The 15,177-nt window shown below is 70.8% G+C and carries 13 protein-coding genes and 1 tRNA gene; 3 read left to right on the top strand and 11 right to left on the bottom strand.

Annotation, left to right across the window (positions count from 1 at the left end):
- The first annotated feature begins 125 nt into the window (after positions 1 to 125).
- Both AB0C99_RS07935 and pyk read left to right on the top strand, forming a co-directional pair.
- On the top strand, positions 126 to 803 hold the full coding sequence (locus AB0C99_RS07935; protein WP_362470971.1) for an SIMPL domain-containing protein: 678 nt from the start codon (positions 126 to 128) through the stop codon (positions 801 to 803).
- A gap of 146 nt (positions 804 to 949) precedes the next feature.
- Positions 950 to 2,380, top strand: coding sequence for a pyruvate kinase (gene pyk, locus AB0C99_RS07930; RefSeq protein ID WP_362470968.1), 1,431 nt, complete (start codon positions 950 to 952; stop codon positions 2,378 to 2,380).
- Between the two features lie 15 nt (positions 2,381 to 2,395).
- On the opposite strand, the gene AB0C99_RS07925 is transcribed toward pyk, so the two are convergent.
- Together AB0C99_RS07925 and AB0C99_RS07920 are read right to left on the bottom strand one after the other, a co-directional pair.
- On the bottom strand, positions 2,396 to 3,184 hold the full coding sequence (locus AB0C99_RS07925; protein WP_362470965.1) for a helix-turn-helix domain-containing protein: 789 nt from the start codon (positions 3,182 to 3,184) through the stop codon (positions 2,396 to 2,398).
- A 110-nt stretch (positions 3,185 to 3,294) separates the two neighbouring features.
- Positions 3,295 to 3,369, bottom strand: a tRNA-Leu gene (locus AB0C99_RS07920).
- 98 nt (positions 3,370 to 3,467) lie between these two features.
- Between AB0C99_RS07920 and AB0C99_RS07915 the strand changes: the two genes are divergently transcribed.
- Positions 3,468 to 4,136, top strand: a complete 669-nt coding sequence (locus AB0C99_RS07915) for a response regulator (protein ID WP_362470962.1) — start codon at positions 3,468 to 3,470, stop codon at positions 4,134 to 4,136.
- A gap of 65 nt (positions 4,137 to 4,201) precedes the next feature.
- On the opposite strand, the gene AB0C99_RS07910 is transcribed toward AB0C99_RS07915, so the two are convergent.
- The 9 genes from AB0C99_RS07910 to AB0C99_RS07870 form a co-directional block, all read right to left on the bottom strand.
- On the bottom strand, positions 4,202 to 4,918 hold the full coding sequence (locus AB0C99_RS07910; RefSeq protein WP_362470959.1) for an ABC transporter ATP-binding protein: 717 nt from the start codon (positions 4,916 to 4,918) through the stop codon (positions 4,202 to 4,204).
- Positions 4,915 to 5,859: an ABC transporter ATP-binding protein gene (locus AB0C99_RS07905; protein WP_362471286.1), complete on the bottom strand. Its 945-nt coding sequence runs from the start codon at positions 5,857 to 5,859 to the stop codon at positions 4,915 to 4,917. Before AB0C99_RS07905 ends, AB0C99_RS07910 begins: the two co-directional genes overlap by 4 nt.
- Positions 5,860 to 5,864: 5 nt before the next feature.
- Positions 5,865 to 7,625, bottom strand: a complete 1,761-nt coding sequence (locus AB0C99_RS07900; protein ID WP_362470956.1) for a branched-chain amino acid ABC transporter permease — start codon at positions 7,623 to 7,625, stop codon at positions 5,865 to 5,867.
- A gap of 5 nt (positions 7,626 to 7,630) precedes the next feature.
- Positions 7,631 to 8,563, bottom strand: coding sequence for a branched-chain amino acid ABC transporter permease (locus tag AB0C99_RS07895; RefSeq protein WP_362470953.1), 933 nt, complete (start codon positions 8,561 to 8,563; stop codon positions 7,631 to 7,633).
- A 100-nt stretch (positions 8,564 to 8,663) separates the two neighbouring features.
- On the bottom strand, positions 8,664 to 9,905 hold the full coding sequence (locus tag AB0C99_RS07890; RefSeq protein WP_362470951.1) for a branched-chain amino acid ABC transporter substrate-binding protein: 1,242 nt from the start codon (positions 9,903 to 9,905) through the stop codon (positions 8,664 to 8,666).
- Positions 9,906 to 10,345: 440 nt separating this feature from the next.
- Positions 10,346 to 10,780 (bottom strand): hypothetical protein, encoded by a 435-nt coding sequence (locus AB0C99_RS07885; RefSeq protein WP_362470949.1) that lies wholly within the window; start codon positions 10,778 to 10,780, stop codon positions 10,346 to 10,348.
- A gap of 145 nt (positions 10,781 to 10,925) precedes the next feature.
- Positions 10,926 to 11,429 (bottom strand): hotdog fold thioesterase, encoded by a 504-nt coding sequence (locus tag AB0C99_RS07880; protein ID WP_362470946.1) that lies wholly within the window; start codon positions 11,427 to 11,429, stop codon positions 10,926 to 10,928.
- A gap of 65 nt (positions 11,430 to 11,494) precedes the next feature.
- Complete coding sequence (locus AB0C99_RS07875) at positions 11,495 to 12,439, bottom strand: hypothetical protein (protein WP_362470943.1); 945 nt, start codon at positions 12,437 to 12,439, stop codon at positions 11,495 to 11,497.
- Positions 12,440 to 12,876: 437 nt separating this feature from the next.
- The gene (locus tag AB0C99_RS07870) at positions 12,877 to 15,159 is read right to left on the bottom strand and encodes an FdhF/YdeP family oxidoreductase (protein WP_362470940.1); all 2,283 of its coding nucleotides are present in this window, start codon (positions 15,157 to 15,159) and stop codon (positions 12,877 to 12,879) included.
- Positions 15,160 to 15,177: the final 18 nt, after the last annotated feature.

Genomic DNA, 15,177 nt, shown 5'->3' with positions numbered 1-15,177 from the left:
GTGTGTTCTCCCCTAGTGGTTCTGTGGCGCGGGCGCCGACCGTGGCGCACAACGCGCGTAGATTCTGGCTCGGATCGCTCGGTCGCAACAGCCCTATCGGGTTACGGAGTGGGAAAGTGTTCGGCATGACACAGCAGCAGCCCACCCCCGAGGCGCCCCAGGTGACGGTCCGTGGCGAGGGTCGACTGGAGGTCGACCCGGAGCTGGCCCGGATCGGCGTCTCGGTCCGCGCCCGCGGCACCGACCGCTCCTCCGTCCTCGCCGCCCTGACCGCCCGGAACGCTGAGGCCATCGCCCTCGTGAAGTCGTACGGGGACGCCGTCGCCAAGCTGGAGACGGGCGCCCTCTCGGTCAGCCCGGAGCCCTCCCGGCACGGGCGCGGCGAGCGGGTGCGCGGCTACCAGGGCTGGGTGCACCTGTCGGCGGAGCTGACCGACTTCACCGCCCTCGGCGAGCTGACCACGCGCCTGGCCGACCTGGAGTGGACCCGGGTGGACGGCCCGTGGTGGGCGCTGCGCCCGGACTCCCCGGCGTACGCGGAGGCGCGCCGGCGCGCGGTGGGGGAGGCGGTGCGCCGGGCGCGCGAGTACGCGGAGGCGCTGGGCTCCTCGCTGGTGGCGCTGCTCGAACTGTCCGACACCGGGCTCGGACAGGGCGGCGGCCCGGTGCCGATGGGCGGGGCGCGGATGGCGTTCGCGGCGGAGGCGGTCGACGCGCCCGCCCCGCTGGAGCTCGAACCGCAGCGGCAGACGGTCACCGCGGAGGTCGCCGCGCGCTTCACGATGGCGCCGCCCGCACTCTGAGACGTACCCCCGAAGAGGCCGGAAATCGCTCATCAGAGCAGCCGGTCGCACAGATTCAAGACTTGTCAACAACCTTTCACTGAAAGGTTGTTGAGTAGTCATGCCCGGCCCATTCGCTACCCGCCGGTAAGCCCTAGGCTCGCCTCATGCGCCGAGCAAAAATCGTTTGTACCCTTGGGCCCGCCACCGAAACATACGACCAGATCAAGGCCGTGGTCGAAGCCGGGATGGACGTGGCCCGCCTCAACCTCAGCCACGGCTCCTACGCCGAGCACGAGGAGCGCTACCAGCGCGTTCGCAAGGCCGCCGAGGAGACCGGCCGCAACGTCGGCGTGCTGGCCGACCTTCAAGGCCCGAAGATCCGCCTCGGCCGCTTCCGTGAAGGTCCCGTACTCCTTGAACGCGGCGACGAGTTCGCCATCACCGTCGAGCCGATGGAGGGCGACCGCCACTGCTGCGGCACCACCTACGCCGGCCTCGCCGAGGACGTCACCGCCGGGGAGCGCATCCTCGTCGACGACGGCCGGGTCACCCTGGAGGTCGTCTCCGTCGAGGGGCCGCGGGTCAACACCCGGGTCGTCGAGGGCGGCATGGTCTCCGACAACAAGGGCCTCAACCTGCCGGGCGTCGCGGTCTCCGTCCCCGCGCTGTCCGAGAAGGACGTCGAGGACCTGCGCTGGGCCCTGCGCACCGGCGCCGACGTGATCGCCCTCTCCTTCGTCCGCAGCGGCCGGGACATCGAGGACGTCCACCGGATCATGGACGAGGAGGGCCGCCGGGTCCCGGTCATCGCCAAGATCGAGAAGCCGCAGGCGGTCGAGAACATCGAGGACATCGTCGCCGCCTTCGACGGCATCATGGTCGCCCGCGGCGACCTGGGCGTCGAGATGCCCCTGGAGCAGGTGCCGATCGTCCAGAAGCGGGCCGTCAAGCTGGCCAAGCGGAACGCCAAGCCGGTCATCGTCGCGACCCAGATGCTCGACTCGATGATCGACAACTCCCGGCCGACCCGCGCCGAGGCGTCCGACGTCGCCAACGCCGTGATCGACGGCACCGACGCCGTGATGCTCTCCGGCGAGACCAGCGTCGGCAAGTACCCTGTCGAGACCGTGCGCACGATGAGCCGGATCGTCGAGGCCGCCGAGGAAGACGTCCTCGCCAAGGGCCTGCCGCCGCTGACCGAGCGCAGCAAGCCGCGCACCCAGGGCGGCGCGGTGGCCCGGGCCGCCGCCGAGATCGGCGACTTCCTCGGCGCCCGCTTCCTGGTCGCCTTCACCCAGTCCGGCGACACCGTCAAGCGCCTCTCCCGCTACCGCTCCCCGATCCCGCTGCTCGCCTTCACCCCCGACCCGGCGACCCGCTCCCAGCTCAACCTCACCTGGGGCGTCGAGACCTTCCTGGGGCCGCACGTCGACTCGACCGACGCGATGGTGGCGCAGGTGGACGAGGAGCTGCTGCGGATCGGCCGCTGCGAGAAGGGCGACATCGTGGTCATCACGGCCGGCTCACCGCCCGGCGTGGCGGGCTCCACCAACCTGGTCCGGGTCCACCGCATCGGCGAGGCGCTGACGAACTGACGGTCCGGCGGCGTATCAGTACTTCGGGCCGACGTGGGCGTCCATGAGCGCGACGGATGCCCGCCGGGCGACGGAGACGTTGTAAGGACGACCGCGGCGGCTGCAGGTCTTCCATTCGACGCCGAGCTTGTCGAGGGTGTCGGTGTAGAGCTGTCGGATGTCGTCCGAGACGTTCGAGAAGAAGTAGCGCGGGTATTCGTAGTGCTTGCGCACACCTGCTACGACCCGCGTGGTCCAGTTCACGTTCCGGCATCCGTCGGAGTGGACGAGTCCCCGGACGAAGGACCACGGATGCGCGTCGACGATCGACTGCTGCCAGCTTTCAAGAACGATGGCCCGCTCATGTTTCCTGCCGGGCCCGTGCTGAGGGAAGAGGCAGCCGAGATGCAGGGAGTACACCTTGACGTTGTGGCAGCCCGTCTTGCGCACGCGGCATGTGGCGTTGTCGGGGAACACCGCGCGCAGGGCGGATTCGGCCTCGTCTTGGATTCCCGGCCACGAGTCGTCGAGCGTGATCATGAGGCTCGGTGTGCGGTGAGCGGAGTGCCGGCTGATGTGGCCGTCCCCCAGGTAGAGCCCCAGAACGTACGCGTACGCCGTCTCGTCCAGCTCTCGGCCGTCGCAGCGGGGGCAGGCCGCGACGGGCCTGCCCGGGCACTCTCCGCGCTTCGCGCGATCCTCGTGCTTCCAGCTGCTGATGGTGCCGAGGGGGACGTCGAGCCCGCGTGCGACGTCAGCGTTCTTGGCGCCGTCGCGCAGGAGCGTCAGCGCCCGCTGTCGTACCTCTGCTCCATGGAAGTGCATACGGCCGATCGTGACCGCTTCGTTCCGGCCCTGCGGTACGGATGGTGAGGCTTCACGCGGGTGGGTGACGATCGCGTCACGAGTGATCGACCTTGGAATCGAAAGAAAAGTGCCCCAGGTGGGATTCGAACCCACACTGTCCGCTGTTTGAGAGCGGCCTCTCTGACCAGTTGGAGTACTGGGGCCTTGGAAAACGAGGGGGATGTGGCCCCTGCGGAGCACCACCCTACAGGAGCTAGGTAGGCTCGGGGGAGCAGTATCTGCCCTGGAACGAGGAGCCCGCGTGACCGCCCCCGAGTCGCCCCAGCCCGCCGACGACGACGCCGCCGCCGACACGTCGCACGTCCCGCCGCTGACGACCCGCGTCGTCATCGCCGAGGACGAGGCCCTCATCCGGATGGACCTCAAGGAGATGCTGGAGGAGGAGGGCTACACCGTCGTCGGCGAGGCCGGCGACGGCGCCACGGCCGTGGAGCTCGCCCGCGAGCACCGCCCCGACCTGGTCATCCTCGATGTGAAGATGCCCGTCCTCGACGGCATCTCGGCGGCCGAGAAGATCGCCGGCGAGTCCATCGCCCCGGTCCTCATGCTCACCGCCTTCTCCCAGCGCGAGCTCGTCGAGCGCGCCCGGGACGCCGGCGCCATGGCGTACCTCGTCAAGCCGTTCAGCAAGAGCGACGTGGTGCCCGCCATCGAGATGGCCGTCTCCCGCTTCGCCGAGCTGCGCGCCCTGGAGCAGGAGGTCGCCGACCTCTCCCAGCGGCTGGAGACCCGCAAGCTGGTGGACCGCGCCAAGTCGGTCCTCCAGACCCAGTACGGCCTCACCGAGCCGGCCGCCTTCCGCTGGATCCAGAAGACCTCCATGGACCGCCGGATGTCCATGCAGCAGGTCGCCGAGGCGGTCATCGAGGACGCCGAGGAGAAGAAGGCCGCCAAGGCCAAGGAGCAGTGACACGAAGAGAGGCCCGCCCCACGAGCGCGTGGGGCGGGCCTCTCTTCGTGTCCGGACGGCGGCGGCTACTCCTCGCCGAGGTAGGTCTTGCGCACCTCGTCGTTGACCAGCAGGTCCGGGCCGGTGCCCGAGAGCTTCACCGTGCCGACCTCCATCACGTACGCGTAGTCCGCGAGGGAGAGCGCGGCCTGCGCGTTCTGCTCGATGAGCAGGATCGTCATGCCCTCGGCCTTCAGCGCCGCGATGGTCTCCATGATCTTCTGCATCATGATCGGGGAGAGGCCCATCGAGGGCTCGTCCAGCATCAGCAGCTTCGGCTGGGACATCAGCGCCCGGCCCATCGCCAGCATCTGCTGCTCACCGCCGGAGAGCGTGCCCGCGGCCTGCTTGCGGCGCTCGCCCAGGATCGGGAAGAGGTCGTAGGCCCGCTGGACGTCCCGCTCGATGCCCTCCTTGTCCTTGCGGAGGAAGGCGCCCAGCTGGAGGTTCTCCGCGATGCTCAGGCGCGGGAAGATGTGCCGGCCCTCGGGGGAGTGGGCGAGGCCCAGCGAGACCACCTTGTGGGCCGGGATGCCGTTGAGCACCTGGCCGTCGAAGGTGACCGTGCCGCCGGAGGGCTTGAGCAGGCCCGACAGCGTGCGCAGGGTCGTGGTCTTGCCGGCGCCGTTGGTGCCGATCAGGGCGACGACCTGGCCCGCCTCGACGGAGAAGGAGATGCCCTTGACGGCCTCGATCTTGCCGTAGGCGACCCTGAGGTCCTCGACCTCCAGAAGCGCGGTCACTTGGAGTCTCCTTCGGTGGTGCTGTCCGTGCCCTCGGCGGACTCGGGGGACTCGGCGGGCTCGGCGGACTCGGCCGCCCCGGCCGCGTGGGCCTCCGCCGCCGCGACCTCGGCCGCCTCCTCCGCGCCGGGCGCGCCCTCGAACGGCGTGCCCAGATACGCGGCGACGACCCGCTCGTCGCCCTGGACGACCTCGGAGGTGCCCTCGACCAGCTTCTCGCCCTGGACGAGGACGGCGACCCGGTCGCACAGGTTGAAGATGAACTTCATGTCGTGCTCGATCACCAGGACGGCGATGCCGAGGTCGCGGATCGCGAAGACCAGCTCCTCGGTGGTGCGGGTCTCGGCCTGGTTCATGCCGGCCGTCGGCTCGTCGAGCAGCAGCAGACCGGGGTCGCTGGCGAGCGCGCGGGCGATCTCCAGCTTGCGCTGCTCGCCGTACGGCAGGTTGCGCGCGAGGTGCTCGGCCTTGGCCGCCAGGCCCACGAACTCCAGGAGTTCCATGGCCCGCGCCCGCGAGGCCGCCTCGGCCCGCTTGAAGCCGGGACCGCGCACCAGCGCGGACCACAGGCCCTCCTTGGTCCGGGTGTGCCGTCCGACGAGGACGTTCTCCAGGACCGTCATGTTGGAGAAGAGGCGGATGTTCTGGAAGGTACGGGCGATGCCGGCCTGGGTGACCAGGTGCGGCTTGGGCGGCAGGACCGTCCCCTTGTAGCCGACCTGGCCCTCGGTCGGGACGTACAGGCCGGTCAGGCAGTTGAAGAAGGTGGTCTTGCCGGCGCCGTTGGGGCCGATGAGGCCGACGATCTCGCCCTGGCGGACGGTCAGGTCGACGCCGCTGACGGCGGTCAGGCCGCCGAAGCGCATGGTGACCCCGCGCGCCTCCAGGACGGCGGCGCCCGTCTCCGTCGTGCCGGTACCGGTCTCGGTGGTGGTCGTCATGGCGTTCACGCCCCCGCCTTCGCCGCACCGGTGCCGGACTCCGCGTCCGCGGGCCGTCGCTGCTCCGGTACGTCGGGCTGTTCGTCGTTCTCGTGGAATTCCAGCTTGGCGCGCTTGTTGGCGATCAGGCCCTCGGGGCGGAAGCGCATCAGCAGGATCAGGGCGATGCCGAAGCCGAGCAGCTGGTAGTCCTGGAGGAAGGACAGCTTGGCCGGGATCAGGAAGAGCAGCGCGGAGCCGACGATCGGACCGCTGATCGTGCCCATGCCGCCGAGGATGACGGCCGCGAGGAGGAACGCGGAGTTCGGCGGCACGGGGCCGGCGAAGACGTAGTTCTCCGGCACCACCGTCGTGTTGACGTGCGCCTGGACCGTGCCCGCGAGGCCGGCCAGGGCCGCGCCGAGGGCGAAGGCGACCAGCTTGACCCGGAAGCCGTTGATGCCCATCGCGGTGGCGGCGGTCTCGTCCTCGCGGATGGCGACCCAGGCGCGCCCGATGCGGCTGTTGCCCGCGCGGGAGAAGACCACCACGACGATGACCATGATGAGGATCATCAGCAGGTAGTAGTTGGCGTACGCGCCGAGCTCGACACCGAGGACGGTGTGCGGCTCGCCGAAGTTGTAGCCGAAGAACTCCAGCTGCGGGATGTTCGGGATGCCGTTCGGGCCGTTGGTGATCTTCGGGCCGGAGGTGCCGTCCAGGTTGCCCATGGCGATGCGGAAGATCTCACCGAAGCCGAGGGTCACGATGGCGAGGTAGTCGCCGCGCAGCCGCAGGGTCGGCGCGCCGATGACGACGCCGAAGACCAGCGAGGCGGCCATGCCGGTGAGGGCCGCGGCCCAGAAGGGGAACTGGACTCCGAAGGCGGAGGAGGTGGCACCGGAGACCAGCGCCGCGGTGTACGCGCCGACGCCGAGGAAGGCGACGTAACCGAGGTCGAGCAGACCGGCCAGACCGACGACGATGTTCAGGCCGAGGGCGACGGTCGCGAAGATCAGGATGTTGACCGCGATCAGCGTGTACGTGTCGCCGCTCTGCTGGATGAACGGGAAGGCGATGGCCATGACCAGGCTGGCCGTGATCGTCACCTGCCGGTTGCGCGCGGTCATCGCCGAAAGCCGCCCGGTGAGGCCGGACTTGACGAGGGCCGTGGCGGAGAAGCCGACCAGGATCAGGTACGCGATGAAGAGCTGCGGCTCCGCGTCGTCGGTGTCGATGCCGAAGGTGACCACGAACAGGCCGAGGGCGAAGACGACGACGATGATCAGGATCTCGGCCCAGGAGGGCAGCGCCTTGGCGCGGGCCGGCTTGCGGCTGTCGTCCGGCAGCTTGTACGCGGCCAGCGCGGGGACGGCCGAGGCGAGGACCGCGACCCCGGCGCCGGGCTCCAGGTCCACCAGGGCGCCCAGCTCGACGACGATGGATATCGCGGTGAACAGGGTGGTGGCGAAGGTGCCGAGGGCCACGATCCACAGCGCCTTGCGGGCGCCGCCGGGGGTGAGCCAGCCGAGGCCCTTGACGCCGCGTGCGGAGAGCGCGTGGGCGATGGTGAGCACGGCGCCGATCAGCGTGAGCAGCTGGAGCGGGGCCGGGTTGCCGTAGATGGTGAGGTTGCCGGGGAACGCGTCGGTCCACGTCCAGGCGAGGAAGGCGCTGACGACGGTGGCGACGCCGCCGCCGACGGCGGTCCAGAGCAGACCGGCCGGCTTGGCCGCGGGGGAGGCCGCGGTCTCGGCGGTCTCGTGGGTGGTGGGGTTCTCGCTCATGCCGCTCACGCCCTGTCCGCGACGCGCTCGCCGAGCAGGCCCTGGGGCCGCACGAGGAGGACGACGATGAGGAGGACGAAGGCCCACACGTTGGACCAGGCGCCGCCGCCGAGCTGCGACATGCCGGGGATGTCCTCGATGTAGGCGATCGAGAGGGATTCCGCGATGCCGAGGACCACGCCGCCGATCATGGCGCCGTAGATGTTGCCGATGCCGCCGAGGACGGCCGCGGTGAATGCCTTGAGGCCGAGGATGAAGCCCATCTCGAAGCCGATCTGGCCCTTGTCGAGGCCGTAGGCGACGGCGGCGACGGCGGCGAACGCGGCACCGATGGCGAAGGCCATGACGATGATGCGGTCGGTGTTGATGCCCATCAGCTTCGCGGTGTCCGGGTCCTGCGCGGTGGCCTGCATGGCGCGTCCGCTGCGGCTCTTGGAGACGAAGACGCCGAGGGCGAGCATGCACAGCGGGGCGAGGGCGAGCACGAAGGCGTCGGCGCGCTGGATGGTCAGGTTGTCCAGGAGGTGGTAGGGCTCACCCTTGAACTCGGGGAAGCTGACCGCCTTCTTGGCGTCCGGGTAGAACTGCCAGACCAGCTGCTGGAGCGCGATGGACAGACCGATCGCGGTGATCAGCGGGGCCAGCCGGGGCGCGCTGCGCAGCGGCCGGTAGGCGAAGCGCTCGGCGGCGGTCGCGACGGCCACGGAGGCGATCGCACCACCGACGATCATGAGCGGGATCGCCACCAGCAGGGACGTTCCGCTCGGCAGAGCGGTGTAGGTGGTGAGGGCGCCGAAGCCCCCGATCATGAATATCTCGCCGTGGGCGAAGTTGATGAGCTGGACGATGCCGTAGACCATGGTGTACCCGATGGCGATGAGGCCATAAAGGGCGCCGAGGGCCAGGCCGTTGGCCAGCTGTTGCGGCAGTTCGTTCACCGCAGGGCCTCCGATGAGCTTGTCGGATATGACTCCGCGCGAGGGCGCTGTTTGCGCCCTCGCGCGGGTTGGTTCAGTTGGTGGAGCTACGAGCCGGGGACTACTGGTTGAAGGTGTCGCTCTTGACGTCGACCCACTTGCCGCCCTCGACCTTGTAGACCGTGAGCTGCTTGTTGGTGGTGTCGCCGAACTCGTCGAAGGAGACCTTGCCGGTCACGCCGTCGAAGGAGACCTTGCCGAGCGCCTCGGTCACCTTGGCGCGGGCGTCCGTGGGCAGCTTGCCGTTGTTGGCGGCGACGGCGGCCTTGACGGCCTGGATGATTGCCCAGCCGGCGTCGTAGGAGTAGCCGCCGTAGGCCGCGTACGGGTCCTTGTAGCCGGCCGCGTTGTAGTCCGCGATGAACTTCTTGGCGGTGTCCAGCTTCTCGACCGGGTAGCCGATCGAGGTGGCCAGGTCGCCGTCGTTGGCCTCGCCGGAGGCGCTGATGAAGGCCGGGTCGTAGATGCCGTCGCCGCCCATGACCGGGACCTTGGCGCCGGTCTTCTTGATCTGGTCGGAGAGCAGGCCGCCCTCGGGGTACTGGCCGCCGAAGTAGACCGAGTCCGCGCCGGAGGTCTTGACCTTGTCGGCGGTGGAGGAGAAGTCGGTCTCCTTCACCGTGACGTGGTCGGTGCCGACGACCTGGCCGCCGAGCCGCTTGAACTCGTCGGTGAAGATCGCCGCGAGGCCGGCGCCGTAGGTCTGCTTGTCGTCGACGACGAAGACCTTCTTCTTACCGGCGTCCTTGAAGAGGTACTGGGCGGCGAACTTGCCCTGGACCACGTCGGTGGCGGCGGTACGGAAGTACGTCTTGAAGGGGCGCTTGAACTCGCCCTTGCCCCAGTTGTCGCCCTGGCTGAGCGAGGGGTTGGTGTTGGCCGGGGAGACCTGCGCGAGGCCGGCGGCGGCGAACACGCCCTGCATCTGCTGGGAGACGCCGGAGTTCAGCGGGCCGACGACGCCCACGACGTCCTTGTTGCCGACCAGCTTGGTGGCGTTGGCCTGGCCGGAGGCCGGGACGGCCTGGTCGTCCAGGGCCTCCACCTTGAAGGTGATCCCGGGGACTTCCTTGTTCTTGTTGGCGGTCTGGACCGCCAGGTCCACGGAGTTCTTGATGCCCTGGCCCAGAGCGGAGAGCGAGCCGGTGAGCGGGGCGTCGACGCCGATCACGACGGTGGTGGAGCCGCCGGCGCTGTCGCCGCCGCCGTTGCCCTTGCCCTCGTCGCGCGAACCGCAGGCGGTGAGGGTGAGCGCTCCCGTGGTGAGAACGCTGGTGAGGATGAGCAATGAACGGTGTCGCACGAAGAATCCTTTCCCTGGCGCGGCCCCCTCGAGCTGAGGCGGTGCCGTGAAGCTGTGTAGCTAGAGGTGCCGTATCGATGCCGGGCCGTACGGGGTGGAACGGGTGCCGTGCAGAGAGGGCGCCCGGCGGCGCGGTGACTGGCCGTGACTCTAGGCGCAGGTGGGGAAGGACCGGGAGCGCCGAGGTCAGGATGTGACTGTCTTGTTATGCCGACGGGGGGAGAGGGTGTGCGGGGGGTGGGCAAAGCCGGGCACAACGGTCGGTAGTGCGGTGTTCACATACTGAGAACACGCAGTTCCGCTAAGGGGCTTGAGCGCTTTTGGCTCCTGACGACCGTCTCTGTCGCCTCTCCGGATATCGGACACGACGCTCGATGTCATCGGACGTTTCGAGCTGACCGGAGCGCTCCGCTCCGACATTGCGCCGATGTAACGCAGTGTTACGAAGGGGAGGGTGAGGGTCCGCCCGTGGGTACTCTCTGTTCGCTGGGCGGACGCCAGTTCTCCGAACTCCCCGTCGCGCCCTTCGCGTCCTCGCAGCGCCGCCGGCTCTCCCGGTCGGCCAGCGCGAAGGCCGCCTCACGGCCCGCGCGGCGCTCCTCGGCCCGCGCCAGCAGCAGGACCTCGTCGTGGATCCCGTACTGCTCGTTGGACAGGCCCTTCTGCTCCCAGTCGAGCCCCGCCCACTTGCTGCCCTTGAGGGCCTCCTTGACCCAGTACGAGACCAGGTTCGCGCAGATGTCCGCGGGCGAGCTCGCGCGCGGCGCCGGCTCCTCGGGGGCCCGCCCGCACCCGCCGGACAGGGCCAGAACGCAGACCGCCAGGGCCGCGGCGTACGCGGTCCTGGCGGTGGTCGTCTTCGGGCGCCGGGTCACGGGAGCCGCGGCTTCACTGCGGATGCTCGTGCGCTCACCGGACCCCCCGGACGTGTGCGTGGACCGCCAGTGAAGCGGCTGCCGTCCGGGGAGGCAAGGGCCTTGGGGGTAAAGGGAGTTGCAAACGGGCGGGGGCTCCCGGGGCTCAGGCCCCGGCGGCCCGCCCGGCCTCGGGCAGGGCGGCGGCGTCGTTCGCGCCGATCTCCTTCAGCAGACAGGTCAGCCGCGCCGAACAGACCCGCTTGTCCTGCTCGTCGGTGATCACGATCTCGTACGTGGCGGTGGACCGGCCCCGGTGCACCGGCGTCGCGACCCCGGTCACCAGGCCGCTGCGCACCCCGCGGTGGTGGGTGCAGTTCAGGTCCACACCCACGGCGATCCGGGACACCCCGCCGTGCAGCATCGAGCCGATCGAGCCCAGCGTCTCGGCGAGCACCGCCGAGGCGCCGCCGTGCAGCAGCCCGTACGGCTGGGTGTTGCCCTCCACCGGCATCGTGCCGACGACCCGGTCCGCCGAAGCCTCCAGGATCTGCACGCCCATCCGGTTCCCGAGGTGGCCGGCCGAGAAGAGCGCGGGCAGGTCCACGCCGAGCGAGGCGTACTCGTCGATGACCTCCTGCGGGAACTTCACATGCTGCTGCTCGCCCATGGGACCGGCTCCGTTCGTCTTCGTACGGCTGCTGCCTGAGCAAACGCTTAGGCGAGGTGATTGTGTCATGCGCCCCGTCGGCCGAAGACTGTGCAGAAGATCTCTTTCTCCTGCCCGGGTTCATGGCACGCGGTGAGGGCGAACGGGGCGAATCGCGCCACGAAGAGCTGCTCCGGCGCGACCGGCGGGGCCTCCGCGCGAAACGGCCGGTCCTCGTCCTGGATCAGCACCTCGCCGCGGGTGCCGGCCGAGTCGCGGTACGTGGCGCTGATCGCCCAGTCGCAGCTCTCGGTCCCGACCGTGGCCGCGATCCGCAGCCCGCCGGGCTCGCTGTTGCCGCCGAGGTCGATGCGCCGCCGGTCGAAGTACCGCTGCCCCTGGTCCTCGCCCTGGTCGGTGATCACCGGGGTCGGGTCCGGCCCGCGCAGGTCGAAGAGGACGCCCGGGTAAGGGGCCTCGCCCTGCGCGGGGTGCCAGAGCGCGAAGCGGGCGGCCGAGGGGGAGCAGCGCAGGTCGACCGCCCTCATGCCGGTGACCGACAGGGGTGAGGTGCGCTCGCTGAAGAGGTTCAGCCGGAAGCGGGTGGTCGGCCCGGACCTCGGGGAGGTGATCCCCTTCGTCCCCGCGTCCAGGCGCGGGGTGGTGCCGATGACCCGCGCCCCGAGCGGGCCGAGGATCCGCCACGCCTGGCGGCCGTAGCCCGGGCTCCCGACGTCGAGGGCCCGCAGGGAGCGCTGCTCGGCGGGGGCCAGCGTCCGGTCGAGGACGATCGTCCACTCGTCCGCGTCGAGCGCCGACAGGTCGGGGTCGGCCGAGGCGGTGAAGGGCGGCCGCTCACCGTCGAGCCGGTCCTGGGCGTCGTCGTCGGCCCGGGCCCGGTCGGCGGCGAACACGGTGTCGTAGACATAGGTGACGGCCTGGGCCAGCACCGCCCCCGCGAGCAGCCCGGCGGCGATCACCAGCAGCCCCCGGACCAGCACCCGGCCCCGGCCCCGCCGGGTGGGCGGCACCGGACTCCCCGGCGCGATCCGCTCCAGCGCGAGCTCCGTGAGGGTGGGGCCCGGGGGGTCGGCGGGCCCGGGGGGCTCCGGGGGCGGTGGGGTTGGTGGGGTGGGCGCGGTCGGTGTGGTCGGCGTGGTCGGTGCAACGGGTGGGACGGGCGGGATCTGCGGGGCTTGCGGCGCTTGCGGGTCTTGCTGGGTCGGCTGGGTCTGTGGTGCCTGTGGGTCCTGCGGTGGTGCGGCGGGCGGCCGTGGCGGGATGGGCGGCTGCGGCGGCTGCCCGGGCGGCTGCTCGTCCGGCTGCGGCGGCTGCTGGTCCGGCGGCGGTCCGCCGGTGGGTGGCGTGGTCAAGGGGACCCCCGTGGCGTCCTCGGCCGTCGGCCGGCTGCCGCGGCGCGGGAGTGGAGGATAGTGAATCCCCGCGCTCCCGCGCCGCACAGAACCGGTCAGTCTTCCGCCGGCGCCTCCAGCCGCACGATCACGGACTTGCTCGCCGGGGTGTTGCTGACGTCCGCCGTCGACTCCAGCGGCACCAGCACGTTGGTCTCCGGGTAGTACGCCGCCGCGCAGCCCCGGGGGGTCGGGTAGTGGACGACCCGGAAGCCGGGCGCCCGGCGCTCGCTGCCGTCCGTCCACTCGCTGACCAGGTCCGCGTACGCCCCGTCCGCGAAGCCCGCCGCCGCCGCGTCCTCCGGGTGGACCAGGACCACCCGGCGCCCGCCCCGGATGCCGCGGTAGCGGTCGTCCAGGCCGTAGATCGTGGTGTTGTACTGGTCGTGCGAGCGCAGCGTCTGCAACAGCAGCCGCCCCTCCGGCACCTTCGGGAACTCGACGGGCGCCGCCGTGAAGTTGGCCTTGCCGGTCGCCGTCGGGAAGCGCCGCTCGTCGCGCGGCGCGTGCGGCAGGGCGAAGCCGCCCGGGTTCGCCGCCAGGCGCGCGTTGAAGTCCTCGAAGCCCGGGATCACCCGGCCGATCCGGTCGCGGATCGCCGCGTAGTCCGCCTCGAACGCCTCCCACGGCGTCGCCGACGCCTCGCCGAGCACCGCGCGGGCCAGCCGCGCCACGATCGCCGGCTCGGAGAGCAGCAGGGGGCCCGCGGGCGGCAGGTTGCCGCGCGAGGCGTGCACCAGGCCCATCGAGTCCTCGACCGTCACGAACTGCTTGCCGCTCTTCTGCACGTCCTTGTCGGTGCGGCCCAGCGTCGGCAGGATCAGCGCGCGGGTGCCGGTCACCGCGTGCGAGCGGTTCAGCTTCGTGGACACGTGCACGGTCAGGCGCGCCCGGCGCATCGCCGCCTCGGTGACCTCCGTGTCCGGGGTCGCGCCGACGAAGTTGCCGCCCATGGCGAAGAAGACTTTCGCCTCGCCGTCCCGCAGCGCCTCGATCGAGCGGACCACGTCGAAGCCGTGGTGGCGCGGCGAGACGATCCCGAACTCCTTGTCCAGGGCGTCGAGGAAGGCCGCGGAGGGCCGCTCGAAGATGCCCATCGTCCGGTCGCCCTGCACGTTGGAGTGGCCGCGCACCGGGCACACCCCGGAACCCGGGCGCCCGATGTCGCCGCGCAGCAGCAGGAAGTTGACCACCTCGCGGATGGTCGGCACCGCGTGCTTGTGCTGGGTGAGCCCCATCGCCCAGCAGACGATCGTCCGCTTCGAGGCGAGCACCATCTCCAGGGCCCGGTCGATCTCCGCCCGGGACAGCCCGGTCGCCGCCAGCGTCTCGTCCCAGTCCGCCTCCCGCGCGGCGGCGGCGAACTCCTCGTACCCATGGGTGTGCGCGGCGACGAACTCCTCGTCCACGGCGCCCGGCGTCTCCAGGACCAGCTTGTTGAGCAGCCGGAACAGCGCCTGGTCGCCGCCGATGCGGATCTGCAGGAAGAGGTCCGTGAGCGCCGCGCCCTTGAGCATCCCCTGCGGCGTCTGCGGGTTCTTGAAGCGCTCCAGGCCCGCCTCCGGCAGCGGGTTCACCGAGATGATCCGCGCGCCCTGGGCCTTCGCCTTCTCCAGGGCCGAGAGCATCCGGGGATGGTTCGTCCCCGGATTCTGGCCCGCCACGATGATCAGCTCGGCCTGGTGCAGGTCCTCCAGGGAGACGCTGCCCTTGCCGATGCCGATGGTCTCGTTGAGCGCGGAGCCCGAGGACTCGTGGCACATGTTGGAGCAGTCCGGCAGGTTGTTCGTGCCGAACTCGCGGGCGAAGAGCTGGAGCAGGAACGCGGCCTCGTTGCTCGTGCGCCCCGAGGTGTAGAACAGCGCCTCGTCAGGAGAGGAGAGCGCGGTCAGCTCCTCCGCCAGGATCGCGAAGGCCCGCTCCCAGGACACCGCCTCGTACCGCTCGGCGCCCTCCGCCAGATAGACCGGCTCCGTGATCCGGCCCTGCTGGCCCAGCCAGTAGCCGCTGCGCTCCGCCAGGTCGGCCACCGGGTGCGCGGCGAAGAACTCCGGGGTCACCCGGCGCAGCGTCGCCTCCTCGGCGACGGCCTTCGCCCCGTTCTCGCAGAACTCCGCGACATGCCGCTTGTCGCCCTCCGGCCACGCGCACCCCGGACAGTCGAAGCCGTCCTTCTGGTTGACCTTGAGCAGCGTCCGCGCGGTGCGCCGCACGCCCATCTGCGCCTGCGCGATCCGCAGCGTGTGCCCGATGGCGGGCAGCCCGGCCGCGGCGTGCTGCGGCGCCGCGACCTGCGGCGCGTCCTGGACCGGGTCGCCGGCGGGCGGCTTGCTGACCATCGCGCTCTCCCTTGAGCG

Source organism: Streptomyces sp. NPDC048659 (assembly GCF_040650575.1).
Classification (GTDB): domain Bacteria; phylum Actinomycetota; class Actinomycetes; order Streptomycetales; family Streptomycetaceae; genus Streptomyces.
The sequence above is the reverse complement of the archived record's forward strand: the minus strand, read 5'-3'. Positions and strand labels throughout refer to the sequence as shown.